We start from the raw sequence: 15,478 nt of genomic DNA, 5'->3' as shown, positions 1-15,478 counted from the left end.
GCACTCCGGGTGGGCGCCGGTCGTCTCACCCTGGCGGTCGGCCGGAGCGTGGCGAACGAGGTCGCGGTCGCGGTGCCCGAGTCCGGGGTCGAGCCACTCGACGAGGACCAGGACGGACACATCGCCGTCGGCGCGATCGAGGGCATCGCGGACAGCGCGTCGAGTGCCGACGCCGTGCTGGTCGGGCCGGGGCTCGACGAGCCGGACGGTTCCCGTGACCTCGTGGCCGGACTCGCCGACGTCGTCGGTCCGCACACCACCGTCGTGCTCGACGCCTTCGCCCTCGGGGTGGCCGCCGACGTGCGGGACCGCCTGGAGCCGCTGCGTGGACGGCTCGTGATGACGCCGAACTCCGGCGAGGCCGAACGCCTGCTCGGGCGGGAGTGCAGCGACGACGACGTGGCCGACGCCGTGGCGATCGCGAACCGGTTCGGTGCCGTCGTGGCCCTCGGCGACGCCATCGCCACACCCCAGGGTCGGGCCTGGCTCAAGGGCACCGGCTCCGGCGGTCTCGGCACGAGCGGCAGTGGGGACGTACTGTCCGGCGCGGTCACCGGCCTGCTCGCCCGCGGCGCCGATCCGGCGCAGGCCGTGGCGTGGGCGTCCTACGTGCACGCTGCCGCAGGTGACCGACTCGCGGTGCAGGTCGGGCCGCTCGGGTACCTGGCGAGCGAACTCGTGACCGAGATCCCGCGGGTCCTGGTCGAGCTCGGGGCCTGAGCCCGCCCGTTCTTTCCAAGAACACCCGCGATACCTGGTGCTTCCGGGCGTACCTGGCGAGAATTTCCGACCAGGTACGCCCGAAACGACCAGGTACGCCCGAAACGACCAGCCCCGCCCGGCCCCGCCCCGCCCGACCCCGCCGCGCAGCACTACCCCCGCAGGGACTCCACGGCCTTCTCGATCCGCCGGGCCCGGGTCTCCGGGGCCTTCGCCTGGGTGACCGGGTCGGCGAGCGCCCGCTGCCGCGAGTTCGACAGGGTGTCGAACGCCGCACGCACGCCGGCCTCCTGCAGCGCGGCCGCCAGGTCCTCCGGCAGGTCGACGGTCCGGGGCAGGGTGTCGACCTCGAGTGCGACCTCGACGGTGTCCCCTGCGGCGACCCCGGCGGCCTCACGGTGTGCGGCCGACAGCGGCACCAGGTACTGCTCGTCCATGACCCCGACGGTGGAGCGGTAGGTGTAGCCCCGGTTGATCGTGACGACCACCGCGGGGCGCTTGCCGGATCCGAGCGCCTCGATGACGGACTCCGGGACGGGGAGTCCGGTCGCCGTCTTCCGTGCTTGCAGGACCGTCGTCGTGAACCGCATCCGTGCCTCCAGGCCTGATGTGGGCGCGACCATGCGCCCAGATCGAGCAAAGCGTACAGCCGCACCCGCTGTTCCGCCGCCGTTCACCACCGGAGCACGGGCCGGAAACCGGCCGCGTCCACGATCGACCAGAACCCGGACCCCCGGTCACCTCAGCACCTTCCCCCACCCGAAAGGCCCACCCGTGCAGCACAAGCGCACCCTGGCCGGCATCGCCCTGGCCGCCGCAGCGATCGTCACCCTCGCCGGATGCTCGGCGACGAGCTCCGCGAGCGCCGGCTCCGACGGCGACGCCGACTGGAAGACCGCCACCAGCGCCCAGTCCGCCGGCGGCATGGACGCCCTCGTCAAGGCCGCCAAGGCCGAGGGCCAGCTGAACGTCATCGCGCTGCCGCCGTCGTGGGCCAACTACGGCAAGATCATCGACGGCTTCACCAAGAAGTACGGCATCAAGATCAACTCCGCGAACCCGAACGGCTCGAGCGCCGACGAGGTCGCCGCCGTGAAGTCGCAGAAGGGCCAGTCCACCGCGCCCGACGTGCTCGACCTCGGCAACGCGGTGCTGCAGGAGAACCTCGACCTGCTCACCGACTACAAGGTCGCGAACTGGGACGACATCCCCACCGACCTGAAGGAGCAGGACGGCGCGTGGACGCGTGACTACACCGGCCTGATGTCGATCGGGTACGACTCGTCGAAGATCTCCGACGCCCCGAAGGACCTGCAGGACCTGCTCGGCAGCGAGTACAAGGGCAAGGTCTCGATCGCGGGTGACCCGACGCAGGCCAACCAGGCAGCATCGGCCGTCTACCTGGCGGCGCTCGAGAACGGTGGCTCGGCCGACGACATCACGAAGGGCGTCGACTACTTCGGCGACCTGAAGAAGGCCGGCAACTTCCAGAACGTGCTGCCGACGCAGGCCACGGTCGCCTCGGGGGAGACCCCCGTGGTCATCCAGTGGTCGTACAACAACCTGGCATGGGGACCGGCAGCGGGCGCGAGTGGCAACAAGGACTGGAAGACCGTCGTCCCGAAGGGGCAGGCGCTCGGCTCGTACTACTCGCAGGCCATCACCAAGGACGCCCCGCACCCCGCGGCCGCCCGCCTGTGGCAGGAGTACATCGCCAGCCCGGAGGCCCAGAACCTGTACCTGCAGGCCGGTGCCTTCCCCGCCACCCTGTCGGCGATGGAGAAGTCGGGCAAGGTCGACCAGGACGCCCTCGACGCCGCCGGCGGCGCGCCGAAGGACTACGTCGAGCTGACCGACGCGCAGGTCGCCGACGCCGCGACGGTGCTCAAGGCCAAGTGGTCCTCGACGATGGGGTCCTGAGCAGCATGACCACCGCATCGGCAGACGCGCCCGCGACGAGCGCTCCGAGCACCGTGCGCCCGGCGTCTGCGCCCGCCGATGCCGTCCGACGCGGCGCCGGACCCCGTGTCCGGCGCCGCGTCGGCCTCGCCTGGCTGGGGCTGACCCCCTTCGCCGCCTACGTCCTGCTGTTCCTCGCCGTCCCCGCCGTGATCGCGATCGGCAGCGGCTTCTTCGACGGCTCCGGAGCGTTCACGTTCGCGAACCTCGCGGCCTTCGCCGACCCGTCCGTGCTGCGGGCGTTCGGCGGGTCGTTCGGCCTGTCCGCCGCCTCCGCGGTCATCGGTGCCGTGCTCGGCGCGGTCGTCTGCTGGGCGCTCTCGGCACTGCGGCCGGACGGACTGGTCCGGTCGATGATCGACTCGGCGGCGAGCGTCCTCGCCCAGTTCGGCGGCGTCATGCTCGCGTTCGCGTTCATCGCCACGATCGGCGTGCAGGGACTCGTCACGACGTGGTTGGTCACGGTCTTCCACGTCGACCTCAACGCGGACGGCGCCTTCCTGTACACCGTGCCCGGGCTCGTCATCCCCTACGTCTACTTCCAGGTGCCGCTCATGGTCCTCACGTTCATGCCCGCCCTCGAGGGCGTCAAGGCCCAGTGGGGCGAGGCCGCCGCGACCCTCGGCGCCTCGCGCCTGACGTACTGGCGCCGGATCGCGTTGCCGGTCCTGGCGCCGGCGTTCTGGGGCTCGCTCCTGCTGCTCTTCGCGAACGGCTTCTCGTCGTTCGCCACCGCCGCGGCCCTCATCTCGCAGGGCGGCATCGTGCCGCTCACGATCCGCACGCAGCTCACCAGCGAGACGCTCGTCGGCCTGCAGAACGTCGCCGGGGTGCTCGCGTTCGGCATGGTCGTCGTGATGGCGGTCGTGATGGGCGCCTACTCGCTGCTGCAGCGCCGAGCCGCCAGGTGGCAGCGATGAGCGCGGCGGCACCGGTCCGCCCGGTGCGCCCGGCGCAGCCGGTTCGGCTCGGAGGCCCGTCCCGCGTCCGCCGCTTCGGCACGGCCCCGTCCCGTGGTGCGGCAGTGACCGTGCTCACCGTGATCGGGCTGCTGTTCGCCGTCCCGCTGGTCGCCCTGCTGCAGTTCACGTTCCGGCAGGGCACCGACGGCGGCCTGACCTTCGCGCACTGGGCAGCGATCGGCGACCCGGCCAACGCGTTCACCTACCAGCCCGTGTTCGACGGGCTCGGGGCGTCGCTGCTCATCGCCGTGATCACCGTCGGGATCGTGCTGCTCGTGCTGCTGCCCGCCCAGATCATCACCGCGCTCCGTTACCCGAGGCTCCGACGCGTCCTGGAGTTCGTCTGCATCGTGCCGATCACCGTGCCGATCGTGGTGCTCGTCGTCGGGTTCATCCCCGTCTACCAGGTCGTCTCGCAGGTCTTCGGCTCCGGCGCCTGGACGCTGGCGTTCGCGATCGGCATCGTCACGTTGCCGTTCGCGTTCCGCCCGATCGCCGCCGCCATCACCGCGATGGACCTGATCGTCCTGTCCGAGGCCGCCCGCTCACTCGGTGCCTCGTGGTGGACCGTCACCTGGCGCGTGCTCCTGCCGAACCTGCGCCGGGGCATCACCGCCGCGTGCTTCCTCACGATCACCGTGGTCCTCGGCGAGTACACCCTCGCCGCGTTCCTCTCCCGCAGCACGTTCCAGACCGGGCTCGTGCTCGTGCAGGGGACCGACCCGTACGTCGCCGCGATCTTCTCGGTCGCCGCGCTCGTGTTCGGCTTCGTGCTGCTCGTCCTCATCGGCCGCATCGGGACCCGTCGCACGGGCCGGGTCCGCCGCACCCGCACCACCCGTCGTCCCCGCACCCAGGAGTCCGCATGACCGTCACCGCTCCGGCAGCCCCCGCGTCCCTCGCCACCACCGGTGCCGTCGTCGAACTCCACGCCGTCGAGAAGCACTACGGCGCACACCGGGCGCTCGCGGGACTGTCCCTCCGTGTCGAGCCGGGGGAGTTCGTGTCGCTGCTCGGCCCGTCCGGCTGCGGCAAGACGACGGCGCTCCGGGCGCTCGCGGGCCTCGAGGCGATCGACGCCGGCTCGATCCGCATCGACGGCCAGGACGTCGCCGACACCCCGGTCAACAAACGCGACATCGGCATGGTGTTCCAGCAGTACTCGCTGTTCCCGCACATGACGGTCCGGCAGAACGTCGCCTTCGGCCTCGAGATGCGCCGGGTCCCCGCCGCCGAACGCAGGAGCCGCGTGGTCGAGGCCCTCGACATGGTCCACCTCGGCGAGTTCGCCGAGCGCTACCCGCACCAGCTCTCCGGTGGGCAGCAGCAGCGCGTCGCCCTGGCCCGCGCTCTGGTCACCCGCCCCCGGGTGCTCCTGCTCGACGAGCCGCTGTCGGCCCTGGACGCGAAGGTCCGGGTCTCGCTCCGCGACGAGATCCGCCGGATCCAGAGCGACCTCGGCATCACCACGGTGTTCGTGACGCACGACCAAGAGGAAGCGCTCGCCGTCTCCGACCGGATCGCCGTGATGCAGGCGGGCGACATCGAGCAGATCGGCACGCCCGAGGAGCTCTACCGCACCCCTTCGTCGGCCTTCACGGCGGACTTCGTCGGGCAGTCGAACCGGCTGCAGGGCGACCTGCGCGGGGGTGACGTCTTCGTGTACGGGTTCCGGGTGCCGGCGCTCGACTCCTCGGCTCCGGACGGCCCGGTGCTCGCCTACGTCCGGCCGGAGGACATCGCCTTCGCCCCCGAGGGCATCACCGGCACCGTCGTCACCTCGAGCTTCCTCGGGTCGATCCGCCGCACCACCGTCCGCCTGGACGACGACACCGTCGTGACCGTCCAGCACGAGGTCGGCGACCGCCGGGTCACCGGTGACCCCGTCGCCGTGCGCCTGCTCGGCGCACCGGTCGCGGTCGCGCCGCTCGCGTAGTCGCGACGAGGTTTCGCGCTGAGCGACAGTCCACGCGCGACCAGACGCGTGGACTGTCGCTGCGCCCGAAACGTCGGGGGACGCGGACGGGAGGCCCGTGGCGGCCTGGCACCGCGCCTCCAGGCCGGTGGGGTCAGCGCTGGAAGCGCGCCTCGCGCTCGTCCGCCAGCCCGGCCTCGACGCGTGCCCGCATGTTCTCCGACATGTCGGGCAGGGCGTCGAGCCGAGCCCAGAACGCCTCCGTGTTCTCGCCGTCGGCGGGGTTCGGCGTCCCGGAGACGTACCGGCAGGCGAAGACCAGGTCGAGGTACTGCGACCGGTCGCCGTTCGGGTAGGTCATCTCGGGCAGCACCTGCACCCAGGCCAGGCGTTCGGCGACGGCGACGACGTCGGCTTCCTCGAGGACCTCGCGTTCGGCGGCGACGGCGGGTTCCTCGCCCGGGTCGACGATCCCGGTGACCGGCGTGTACGCGCCCGTGTCGGCCCGTCGCACCACGAGCAGTTCGCGCTCGGCGCCGGAGCCGCGCGTCACGATGGCGCTCACGCCCGACAGCCAGAGCGGCGCCGTGCCGATCTTCTCGCGCAGGGACAGGACGAAGTCGGGGGTCGGCATGCCTCCACGCTACCCACACGACCCCTGTCGCAGACTGGTCATGACCAGTAGGCTGGGCGTGTGGAGATCATCATCCTGCCCACGCCGGACGAGGTCGGTCGCGTCGCCGCGGCCAAGATCGCGTCCGTCGTCGCCAAGAAGCCGTCCGCCGTCATCGGTCTCGCCACCGGATCCAGCCCGCAGGGCATCTACACCGACCTGCAGCGCCGGGTGCAGTCGGGCGAGATCTCGTTCGCCGAGGCCCGTGGGTTCGCCCTCGACGAGTACGTCGGCATCCCGCTCGAGCACCCCGAGTCGTACGCGGCCGTGATCGCCCGCGACGTCGTGGCGCCGCTCGGCTTCGACGCGTCGCGCGTGCGGGTGCCGGACGGCCTTGCCGCCGACCTGGAGCTCGCGGCCAAGGAGTACGACGCCGCGATCCGTGCCGCGGGCGGGATCGACGTCCAGATCCTCGGCATCGGGGCCAACGGTCACATCGGGTTCAACGAGCCGACGTCGTCGTTCGCCTCGCGCACCCGCATCAAGACCCTCGCGCCGTCGACCCGTGACGCCAACGCGCGCTTCTTCGACTCGCCCGAGCAGGTCCCGACGCACTGCATGACGCAGGGGCTCGGCACCATCCTCGAGGCCCGCGAGCTCGTCCTCGTCGCCCAGGGCCCGTCGAAGGCGGCGGCCGTCGCCGCGGCGGTCGAGGGGCCGCTCAGCTCCTTCGTGCCCGGTTCGGCCCTGCAGCTGCACGAGCACGCGACCGTCGTCGTCGACGAGGAAGCCGCCGCCGGGCTGCAGCTCGCCGACTACTACCGCTACACGTACGCGAACAAGCCGGCCTGGCAGCGGTTCGAGTAGCGCGCCGCCGGCGTCTTGCTGCGGTAGACGTCGGCGTCTTGCTCATACGCCGCCCGAGCGTCGACGCGCCGCCGAATCCGGGGGCGTGTCGACGGTTGCCGGGCGTCGCACGCGGACGCCGGCGTCTTCCGGCCCGGCCAGGTCCGGTGTCAGGCGCGCGCGGCTGCGGCGAGGCGGCTGAGCCCTTCGTCGAGGGTCTCCGCCGAGCACCCGAAGTTCAGCCGCGCGAAGCCCCGGCCCTGCCGTCCGAACGCCGGGCCGGAGCCGAGCGCCACCTTCGCCCGGTCGACGAGCTCCGCCGCGGGGTCGTCGCCCCACGGCAGCGCCCGCAGGTCGAGCCACGCCAGGTACGACGCCTGCGGCTGCCGGTACTCGGCGCCGGGCAGCACGTCGCCGATCCGCTCGGCCAGGGTGCGCCGGTTCGCCGCGAGCTCGGTGAGCAGTGACGCCAGCCACGGCTCGCCCTCGCTGAAGGCCGCGACGCTCGCGGTGTAGCCGAGGATGCCGGTGCGCTCGACGACCTCGGTCGGCAGACCGTCGAACCAGGCGCGGGCCCGCTCCGAGGCGCCGATCATCAGCGCGCACTTCGTGCCGGCGAGGTTCCAGGCCTTGCTCGCACTCGTCAGGGCGACCCCCAGCGATGCGGCCTCGGGGCAGGACTCCAGGAACGGCGTGAACACCGCGTCGGCGTGCACGAGCGGCGCGTGGATCTCGTCGGACACCACGACGGCGTCCCACTCGGCCGCCAGCTCCGCGAGCGCGACGAGCGACTCGCGGTCGTGCACCAGGCCGAGGGGGTTGTGCGGGTTGCAGAGCAGCACCGTGCGGGCTCCGTCGGCGAACGCCTGCGCGAGGCCGTCCAGGTCCATCCGCCAGCCGGCCGTCGTGTCGAACGGGTCGGCCGGGCCCGCGGGGGCGAGCAGCGGGACCTCGGTGACGGTGCCGCCGGCCTCGGACACGTACTCCCAGAACGGCGGGTACACCGGCGGCATGATGACCACCTGGTCGCCCGGCTCGATGACCCGGCGCAGCACCTCGACCGCCGCGACCGACACGTCCGTGGTGGTGCGGACCAGATCCGGGTCGACCCGCCATGCCCAGCGGCTCTCGGCGAAGTCGGCGAACGCCTCGGGCAGGGCCCGCCCGTGCCCGACGTACCCGGTGTCGCCGTTCGTCACCGCGGTGACCAGGGCGTCGCGGATCGGCTCGGCGAGCATGCTGTCCATCTCGGCGACGAACATGGGGAGCACGTCCGGCGGGTAGGCCGTGTACTTCTCGCTCGTGCGGGACCGGTACGCATCGAAGACGGACACCATGACGCTCATGCGCCCATCCTGACAGCGAGCCACGCCGGGCGCGAGGGCGGTGGTCAGGCCGGGCGGAGCCCCGCCAGCAGCACCTCGACGTAGCGCTCGGGGTCGTGCACCCGGGAGCCACCGGCAACGGCGGCCGCCCGCATCCCGCACAGCAGCCGTCGCAGGTCGTCCGCGTCGACGTCGGCACGCACGAGCCCCTCGGCCCGTGCCCGAGCGAGCAGTGCGTCGACGGACACCACCAGGTCTCCTGCGAGCGCAGCGGTGTCGGCGCACGAGAACCCGCCGTTCGTCAGCAGGTCGCCGAGGGCGGCATCGTCGACCATGCTCCGGAACGCGGCCGTCACGACCCCGCGGAGTGCGTCCGCCGCATCGGGCAGTGCGACGGCGACACGGACGAGGTCGATCATGTCCTCCAGCGCGTCGATCGCGAGCGCCTCGAGCAGGTGCTGCTGCGACGGGAAGTGCCGGTAGGCGGTCCCGACACCCACACCGGCCTCGTGCGCGACGGCATTGAGGAGCGGCTGCTCGCCGCGCTCGAGGAACGACCGGGCGACGTCGAGCAGCGCGGTCCGGTTGCGCTGCGCATCGGAACGCAGCGCTTCGGGACGGGCCATGGCGATCGTCATGCGGACACTCTATCCGGTTGTGCTACCGTTCCGGATGAATCATCCGATTCGACACGGAGCTCGGACAGGAGACGACGATGGAACCCTTCACGTGGGAGCCCGGACAGATGGCGGACCAGCACGGGCGGACGGTCGTGGTCACCGGTGCGACCGGTGGACTCGGTCTGGTGGTCGCGACCCGACTGGCCGCCGCCGGAGCGCGGGTCATCGCGGCGGTCCGCAACCCGGACAAGGCGGCTCGCGTCCTGCCCGCCGGTCTGGAGGCGCGGGTCGTCGACACCGCGTCGGTCGCCTCGGTCACGGCGTTCGCCCGGCAGCTCGCCGCGGACGGCATCGTCGTGGACGCCCTCGTCAACAACGCCGGCGCGACGATCGGCACGTTCGCGCTGACCGACGAGGGCATCGAACGCACCTGGGCCACCAACGTCGTCGGGCCGGCCGTGCTCGCCGAGGCGATGCTCCCGGTGCTCGGTGGACCGTCACCCCGGGTCGTGCTCGTCGGGTCGACCCTGTCGCAGCGGACCCGCCGCGTGCCTGCACCGGGCGGGGTCGACGACGCGAGCGGCTACTCCCAGCTCGCCGTGTACACCGACTCGAAGACGGCGGCGGCGGCGCTCGCGGTCGACCTCGGTGAGCGGCTCCGCGCGACCGGCTCCGAGGTCCGCTCGGTCATCGCACACCCCGGCATCGCGGCGACGGGGATGAACGACCAGGCCGAGACCCTCACCCAGCGCCTCGGTGGCCTGGTCGCCCGCAGCATGGCCCGGACCGCGGAGGACGGCGCTCGCTCGACGCTCTGGTCGGCCACCGCGCCGGACGTCGCCGAGGGGGTGTTCGTCGGGCCGGCGCTGCGTCGGGGTGATCGGCGGCTGCACGTCGTCCCCGTCCGCGGGGCAGCCGCCGACCCGGGGTTCCGGCAGCGGGTCCGCACCTTCGTCGACGAGGTCGCCGCGCGCACGACGGCCTGATCACGTTCCGGTCGGCACCGTTCCGTGCGACACTCACCCGATGGTGGGGGTGGACGACGCAGCGACGGACGACCCGGTGGGCGCGGAGTACGCGCGGCTCGAGCGGGAGCGCCGGAAGGGCCGCGGCGTCCGGGTCGAGCGCCGCGTCGCGCTCGCCGCGGTGCTGGTGCTCTGCGTTGTTCCCGTCGCGATGTTCGCCACGATCGTCTCGACACTGCGCCTGTTCGGGGACAACGTCGAGAGTCCCGGTGCGGTCCACACCTACGAGTTCTTGCTCGTGCTGGGACCCGTGGCCTGCTTGGTCGCCGTGCTCCTCGGCGTCCGGACGGGGCGCACCGGCGTCGTGGTGACCGCCGTCGTCATGGTGCCGATCGTGCTCGTGGCCGCCTACGTCCTCGCCGTCCCGCAGGGGCGCTGGAACCAGACGGAGCAGGACACCCGGCGTGATCGCGAGGCGCCGGCCTGTTACAGCGGCACCGACAGCTGCGCGGAGTACGGCGGCTGACCCCGAGCGGGCACCGGAGGGCGCCGGGCCCGTTGCCGCCCCCGACGTGAACAGCAGGAGAGCGCTCGGTGACGAGAGCGGACGTCCCCCGTCCGAGGGGGCTAGCGTCACGGACGTGAACCGATCTCGCGTGCACCGTCGCCCGCTCGTCCGTCCGCTCCCGCTCGCTGCGGTGGCCACGATCGCCGCACTGCTGGGCACGGGGATCGTCGCCGCGCCGGCGGTGGGCTCGCCGTCGACGCAGGCCGGACGGACCGTGAGCGATCCGGCCCGGTACGTCGACCCGTTCATCGGCACGAGCAACGACGGCAACACCTGGCCCGGGGCCACCGCACCGTTCGGCATGGTGCAGTGGAGTCCCACCGGGACCGCGGGCGACCAGACGTCGACCCCGGTCGCGAACGGCTACTCGTACGACGTGAACCGGCTGCGCGGCTTCAGCCTGACGCACCTGAACGGGGCCGGGTGTGCTCCGGGTGCTGCGGGAGACGTGCCGATCATGCCGGTCACGACCCCGGTCACCACCTCGCCGTCGGCCGACTCGAAGGACGCTGTCTACGCCGCCGGGTACCCCCACGACCAGGAGTCCGCGAGCCCCGGCCGCTACGGCGTCACGCTCGACAACGGCGTCCGCACCGACCTCGCCGTCACCACGCGCGCCGGCGTCGGCGCGTTCACGTTCCCGGCCGGCAAGGACGCGAACCTGCTGTTCCGCACGTCGAACTCGATCAACGGCAGCGAGGCCGCGATCACCCGCGTCGACCCCCGCACCCGCACGGTCAGCGGCAGCGTCCTGACGGGCGGCTTCTGCAGCCGCCGCGCGAACGGCGGCGGCGCCACCAACCCGGACCGCCGCAGCTACTACCGCCTGTACTTCACCGCGACCTTCGACACGGCGTTCGCGAGCACCGGCACCTGGAAGGACGGCACGGTCCAGCCTGGAGGCACGTCCTCCTCCGGTGGGGAGGGCTACCTGACCGGGGCCGACCGCGCCGGACGCGGCTCCGGCGCGTGGGTGGGGTTCGACGCGCGTCGCGGAGCGACGGTGCAGGCGAAGATCGGCATCTCGTACGTGAGCGCGGCCGGGGCCGTCGCCAACCGTGACGGCGAGGTGACCGGGCGCTCGACCGTCGCCAGCGTGGCGGCCGGCACACGGGCCTCCTGGAACCGTGAACTGTCGCGCCTGCGCGTCGGCGGCGGCACGGCGGACCGGACCACCCAGCTCTACACGTCGGTCTACCACGCACTCATGCAGCCGAACACGCTGAACGACCGCGACGGGCGTTACCTCGGCCCGGACCTGCGGGTGCACCGGATGGACCGCGGACACCGGGCCGTCTACGGCACGTACTCCGGGTGGGACCAGTACCGAGCGCAGATCCAGCTGCTGGCCTTGCTGCGGCCGGACGTCGCCGGGGACATGGCGCAGTCGATGCTGCGGTTCGCCGAGCAGAACGGCGGGGTGTGGGACCGATGGCTGCACCTCGGCGCGCCGACGCACGTGATGACCGGCGACCCCTCGGCCGCGACGCTCGCCACCTGGTACGCCATGGGTGTCCGGAACTTCGACGTCCGGGCCGCCTACGACTCGCTCAAACGCCAGGCGACGGTCGAGAACGCGGACGCCGAGAGTGACATCGGGTGCCCGGGGCAGTGCCTGGCGCAACGGCCCGCACTCGACGAGTACCTGGAGCGGCAGTACGCGGCGAACGACGACTGCTCCTGCTGGGGCGGTGCGGCCGAGACCCTCGAGGACTCGATCTCCGACAGCGCGCTCGGGTACTGGGCGGGTTCCCTCGGACTTCGTTCCGACGCCCGGATGTTCGCCGAGCGGGGGACCTCCTGGAAGAACACCTTCAACGCCGCCGTCGGGTACCAGGCCGCGCGGCAGGCCGACGGCTCGTGGACGCCGGGCTGGTCGCCGTCGACGGGGACCGGGTTCGCGCAGGGCACCAGCACGCAGTACACCTGGCTCGTGCCGCAGGACGTGCAGGGGCTGTCCAGCGCGCTCGGCGGTGACGACGCCGCGGTCGCACGGCTCGACGACTTCTTCCACGACGCCTCGGGCAACTGGGCGGTGACGGGCGGCGACGCCACGAAGTTCGACCCGACGAACGAGCCCGACATCCACACGCCGTGGATGTACAACGCCCTCGGCAAGCCCTGGAAGACGCAGGAGACCGTGCGGCAGGTCGTGGACGACGCCTACTCGACCGGCCCCGGCGGCCTGCCCGGCAACGACGACCTCGGCACGATGAGCGCCTGGTACGTCTTCGCCTCGATCGGCCTGTTCCCGCAGACGCCCGGGCGAGCGGAGATGCTCATCGGCAGCCCGACGTTCAGCACGGTCGACATCCGGCGTTCGAGCGGGGAGCGGATCGTCATCCGGTCGAACGGGACCGAGCCGTACGTGCAGGGAGCCCGGTTGAACGGGCGGACGCTCGAGCGGTCGTGGGTGCCGGCGTCGTTCGTGACGCGGGGCGGCACGCTGTCGCTCCGGGTCAGGGAGACGGCGGACACGTCGTGGGCGAGCGGCGAGCGGGGGCGCCCGGTCGACCGCTGAACACACGCTGGGCGCCTCAGCGCAGCTGGCGCCCGCCGCCCCACACGCGCTGCACCTCGAGCGACGGCGACAGCGCCACGAGGTCCGCGGCGAACCCCGGAGCCAGCCGACCCAGGCGGTCGCCGAGCCCGAGCGCCGCGGCCGGCACGCTCGTCAGCGCCGCCACGGCCTCGGGCAGGGTCCGCCCGGCGAGCGAGACCGCGTTGCGGAGCGCCACGTCCTGCGTCAGCGTCGACCCGGCGATGGTGTCGGTCCCCGCGACGTGCGCGACCCCGTCGGTCACCGTGACGTCGAGCGACCCGAGCCGGTACGAGCCGTCCGCAGCGCCGGCGGCACCCATCGCGTCGGTGATGAGCGCCACACGACCCGGCGTCGCCCGGAAGAGCGTCTCCGCCACGACCGGGTGCACGTGCACGGCGTCCAGGATGAGCTCGAGCGTCACCCGGTCGTCCGCCACGGCAGCGCCGATCGGCCCCGGTGCGCGGTGGTGCAGCCCCGGCATCGCGTTGCACGCGTGGGTCAGGATCGTCGCCCCGGCGTCGAAGGCGGCGCGGGCCTGGTCGTACGTGCCGACCGTGTGCCCGACGGCGACCGTGACGCCGGCCGCGACGAACCGGCGGACGGCGTCGAGGGCTCCGGGCAGCTCGGGCGCGATCGTGACCTGGCGGATGACGCCCTCTCCCGCTCCGAGCAGCGCGTCGACCGCGGGGGGTGTCGGGTCGATCAGGAACGACTCGTTGTGCGCACCCTTGTTGTGCGGGGACAGGAACGGTCCCTCCAGGTGCACCCCGAGCACGAGCGGGTCGCTCGCCATCACGGCGCGGACGTGGGTCAGCGACGCCGCGAGGGCGGCGACCGGATTCGCGACGAGCGACAGGACGGAGCGGGTCGTGCCGTGCGAACGGTGCATCGCGAGCGAACGGTCGAACGAGTCGTCCTCGTACGCCTCGGTCGCACCGCCGTGCCCGTGCAGGTCGATGAACCCGGGCGTCAGGACCGCGTCGCCCAGGTCGACGACCCGGTCGGCCGCGGGCGCCTCGGGGCCGGAGCCGGTCGCGTGGATCGTGTCGCCGACGACCAGGACCCAGCCGCCGGCCGTGGTGCCGGCCGCGTCGACGACGCGGGCTGCGCGGACCAGCGTGCGCTGGGCCTCCTGGCCGGTCTGGAGGCCCGTGGCGCTCATGCGGTCTCCTTGCGGAACGCGATCAGGCCGCTCAGGGCGGCGATCACGATGAACACGATCCCGACGACCGGGTGGCCGATGGAGATCCAGGTCGCGCCTGCGGCGACGACCAGGGCGACCTCGACGATGGTCTTGCCGACGATGTCGGTCTCGATCGGGGACCGCGGCGACCGGAAGAAGTACCAGACGACCGCGGCGAACAGCGGGGCACCGACCATGAACAGGTAGCCGGGGAGCGGGAGCTGCCACGACCAGTATCCCCAGAAGGCCAGGGACAGCAGGCCGAACACCATCACGGCGATCCGCAGGACCATCCAGGCCTCGAACCGCCGTCGTGGCTGCCGGACGGCGGCCGGGTCGGGAACCGATTCCCAGTCGACGGGGGACTGCGGGGCGTTGGTCATGGTGCTGCCTACTTGAAGATGATGGTGCGGGCGCCGTCGAGCAGGACGCGGTCCTCCGCGATCCAGCGCACCGCCTGGGTGAGCGTGCGGGACTCCTCGTCCTGCCCGATGGACACCAGCTCGGCCGGTTCCTTGGTGTGGTCGACGCGGACGACGTTCTGCTCGATGATCGGGCCCTCGTCGAGGTCGCTCGTCACGAAGTGCGCGGTCGCCCCGATGAGCTTCACCCCGCGGGCGTGCGCCTGCCGGTACGGGTTCGCGCCCTTGAAGCCGGGCAGGAACGAGTGGTGGATGTTGACGGCACGGCCCTCGAGCGCGGCGCAGAGCTCGGGCGACAGGATCTGCATGTAGCGGGCGAGGACGACGAGCTCGATGTCGTGCTCCTCCACCGCCTGCAGCACGCGTCGCTCCATCTGCTCCTTCGACTCGGCGTCGGTGACCGGGCGGTGCTCGAACGGCACGGAGTAGAACGCGGCGAGCTCGGACAGGTCCGCGTGGTTCGACAGCACGAGGGGGACCTCGATCGGCAGCTGTCCGCCGCGCTGCCGGTAGAGCAGGTCGTTCAGGCAGTGGCCCGCCTTCGACACCAGCACGAGGGTGCGCAGCGGACGACCGACGACGTCGAGCTGGACGCGGGCGTCGTAGCGGGCGGCGACGGGGGCGAGCGCTGCCTCGAAGGCGGCGCGGTCCACCGGCGCCATCACCTGCAGGCGCATGAAGAACGTGTTCGTGTCGGCGCTGGAGAACTGCTGCGACTCGGTGATGTTGCCCTGGGCGGCGACGATCGCTCCGGAGACGGCGTGCACGATCCCGGGCTGGTCGTCGCAGACGAGCGTCAGGGTCCAGTGCGTGGGGGTCGGGTCGGTCACCGGATCAG

General features: G+C 72.5%; 16 protein-coding genes. 9 read left to right on the top strand and 7 right to left on the bottom strand.

The annotated features are described in order from the left end of the window. The first annotated feature begins 9 nt into the window (after nucleotides 1–9). Nucleotides 10–720 (top strand): ADP-dependent NAD(P)H-hydrate dehydratase, encoded by a 711-nt coding sequence (locus ACZZ9K_RS09010; protein ID WP_463443877.1) that lies wholly within the window; start codon nucleotides 10–12, stop codon nucleotides 718–720. Nucleotides 721–872: 152 nt separating this feature from the next. On the opposite strand, the gene ACZZ9K_RS09005 is transcribed toward ACZZ9K_RS09010, so the two are convergent. Beyond that, nucleotides 873–1,310 carry a YdeI/OmpD-associated family protein gene (locus tag ACZZ9K_RS09005; RefSeq protein ID WP_463443876.1) on the bottom strand — a complete coding sequence of 146 codons (438 nt, stop codon included), beginning with the start codon at nucleotides 1,308–1,310 and terminating at the stop codon, nucleotides 873–875. 184 nt (nucleotides 1,311–1,494) lie between these two features. Here ACZZ9K_RS09005 and ACZZ9K_RS09000 point away from each other — a divergent pair, with 184 nt between their 5' ends. The 4 genes from ACZZ9K_RS09000 to ACZZ9K_RS08985 are packed head-to-tail and all read left to right on the top strand — an operon-like array spanning nucleotide 1,495 to nucleotide 5,577. Continuing rightward, entirely contained in the window at nucleotides 1,495–2,640 is a 1,146-nt protein-coding gene (locus tag ACZZ9K_RS09000; RefSeq protein WP_463443875.1) for an ABC transporter substrate-binding protein, read from the top strand. A gap of 5 nt (nucleotides 2,641–2,645) precedes the next feature. Next, nucleotides 2,646–3,599 (top strand): ABC transporter permease, encoded by a 954-nt coding sequence (locus ACZZ9K_RS08995; protein WP_027466657.1) that lies wholly within the window; start codon nucleotides 2,646–2,648, stop codon nucleotides 3,597–3,599. Then, on the top strand, nucleotides 3,596–4,510 hold the full coding sequence (locus tag ACZZ9K_RS08990; protein ID WP_463443874.1) for an ABC transporter permease: 915 nt from the start codon (nucleotides 3,596–3,598) through the stop codon (nucleotides 4,508–4,510). The genes ACZZ9K_RS08995 and ACZZ9K_RS08990 overlap by 4 nt, the downstream gene beginning before the upstream one ends. Next, nucleotides 4,507–5,577 (top strand): ABC transporter ATP-binding protein, encoded by a 1,071-nt coding sequence (locus ACZZ9K_RS08985; protein WP_138801995.1) that lies wholly within the window; start codon nucleotides 4,507–4,509, stop codon nucleotides 5,575–5,577. The genes ACZZ9K_RS08990 and ACZZ9K_RS08985 overlap by 4 nt, the downstream gene beginning before the upstream one ends. A gap of 133 nt (nucleotides 5,578–5,710) precedes the next feature. On the opposite strand, the gene ACZZ9K_RS08980 is transcribed toward ACZZ9K_RS08985, so the two are convergent. Further along, the gene (locus ACZZ9K_RS08980) at nucleotides 5,711–6,190 is read right to left on the bottom strand and encodes an NUDIX hydrolase (RefSeq protein WP_027466654.1); all 480 of its coding nucleotides are present in this window, start codon (nucleotides 6,188–6,190) and stop codon (nucleotides 5,711–5,713) included. A gap of 60 nt (nucleotides 6,191–6,250) precedes the next feature. Here ACZZ9K_RS08980 and nagB point away from each other — a divergent pair, with 60 nt between their 5' ends. Continuing rightward, complete coding sequence (nagB, locus tag ACZZ9K_RS08975; RefSeq protein WP_463443873.1) at nucleotides 6,251–7,036, top strand: glucosamine-6-phosphate deaminase; 786 nt, start codon at nucleotides 6,251–6,253, stop codon at nucleotides 7,034–7,036. A 149-nt stretch (nucleotides 7,037–7,185) separates the two neighbouring features. Here the strand turns inward: nagB and ACZZ9K_RS08970 are convergent, their stop codons facing one another. Together ACZZ9K_RS08970 and ACZZ9K_RS08965 are read right to left on the bottom strand one after the other, a co-directional pair. Further along, nucleotides 7,186–8,361, bottom strand: coding sequence for a MalY/PatB family protein (locus tag ACZZ9K_RS08970; RefSeq protein ID WP_138801994.1), 1,176 nt, complete (start codon nucleotides 8,359–8,361; stop codon nucleotides 7,186–7,188). Between the two features lie 44 nt (nucleotides 8,362–8,405). After that, nucleotides 8,406–8,978, bottom strand: coding sequence for a TetR/AcrR family transcriptional regulator (locus ACZZ9K_RS08965; protein WP_463443872.1), 573 nt, complete (start codon nucleotides 8,976–8,978; stop codon nucleotides 8,406–8,408). 77 nt (nucleotides 8,979–9,055) lie between these two features. Between ACZZ9K_RS08965 and ACZZ9K_RS08960 the strand changes: the two genes are divergently transcribed. From ACZZ9K_RS08960 to ACZZ9K_RS08950, 3 genes are all read left to right on the top strand, one after another. After that, a complete protein-coding gene (locus ACZZ9K_RS08960) occupies nucleotides 9,056–9,946 on the top strand; it encodes an SDR family NAD(P)-dependent oxidoreductase (RefSeq protein WP_463443871.1) in 891 nt (296 codons plus the stop codon). A gap of 40 nt (nucleotides 9,947–9,986) precedes the next feature. Further along, on the top strand, nucleotides 9,987–10,451 hold the full coding sequence (locus tag ACZZ9K_RS08955; protein WP_463443870.1) for a hypothetical protein: 465 nt from the start codon (nucleotides 9,987–9,989) through the stop codon (nucleotides 10,449–10,451). Between the two features lie 115 nt (nucleotides 10,452–10,566). Further along, a complete protein-coding gene (locus tag ACZZ9K_RS08950) occupies nucleotides 10,567–13,014 on the top strand; it encodes a GH92 family glycosyl hydrolase (RefSeq protein WP_463443869.1) in 2,448 nt (815 codons plus the stop codon). Between the two features lie 16 nt (nucleotides 13,015–13,030). Here ACZZ9K_RS08950 and nagA read toward each other — a convergent pair whose 3' ends face one another. The 3 genes from nagA to purU are packed head-to-tail and all read right to left on the bottom strand — an operon-like array spanning nucleotide 13,031 to nucleotide 15,470. Further along, on the bottom strand, nucleotides 13,031–14,197 hold the full coding sequence (nagA, locus tag ACZZ9K_RS08945; protein WP_463443868.1) for an N-acetylglucosamine-6-phosphate deacetylase: 1,167 nt from the start codon (nucleotides 14,195–14,197) through the stop codon (nucleotides 13,031–13,033). Continuing rightward, on the bottom strand, nucleotides 14,194–14,601 hold the full coding sequence (locus ACZZ9K_RS08940; protein WP_051596981.1) for a YrdB family protein: 408 nt from the start codon (nucleotides 14,599–14,601) through the stop codon (nucleotides 14,194–14,196). Before ACZZ9K_RS08940 ends, nagA begins: the two co-directional genes overlap by 4 nt. 8 nt (nucleotides 14,602–14,609) lie before the next feature. Continuing rightward, nucleotides 14,610–15,470, bottom strand: a complete 861-nt coding sequence (gene purU / locus ACZZ9K_RS08935) for a formyltetrahydrofolate deformylase (RefSeq protein ID WP_110861849.1) — start codon at nucleotides 15,468–15,470, stop codon at nucleotides 14,610–14,612. Nucleotides 15,471–15,478: the final 8 nt, after the last annotated feature.

The sequence above is a fragment of the Curtobacterium sp. AC268 genome (assembly GCF_979258745.1).
Note: the sequence above shows the minus strand (reverse complement) of the source record. Positions and strands in the feature narration are given on the sequence as shown.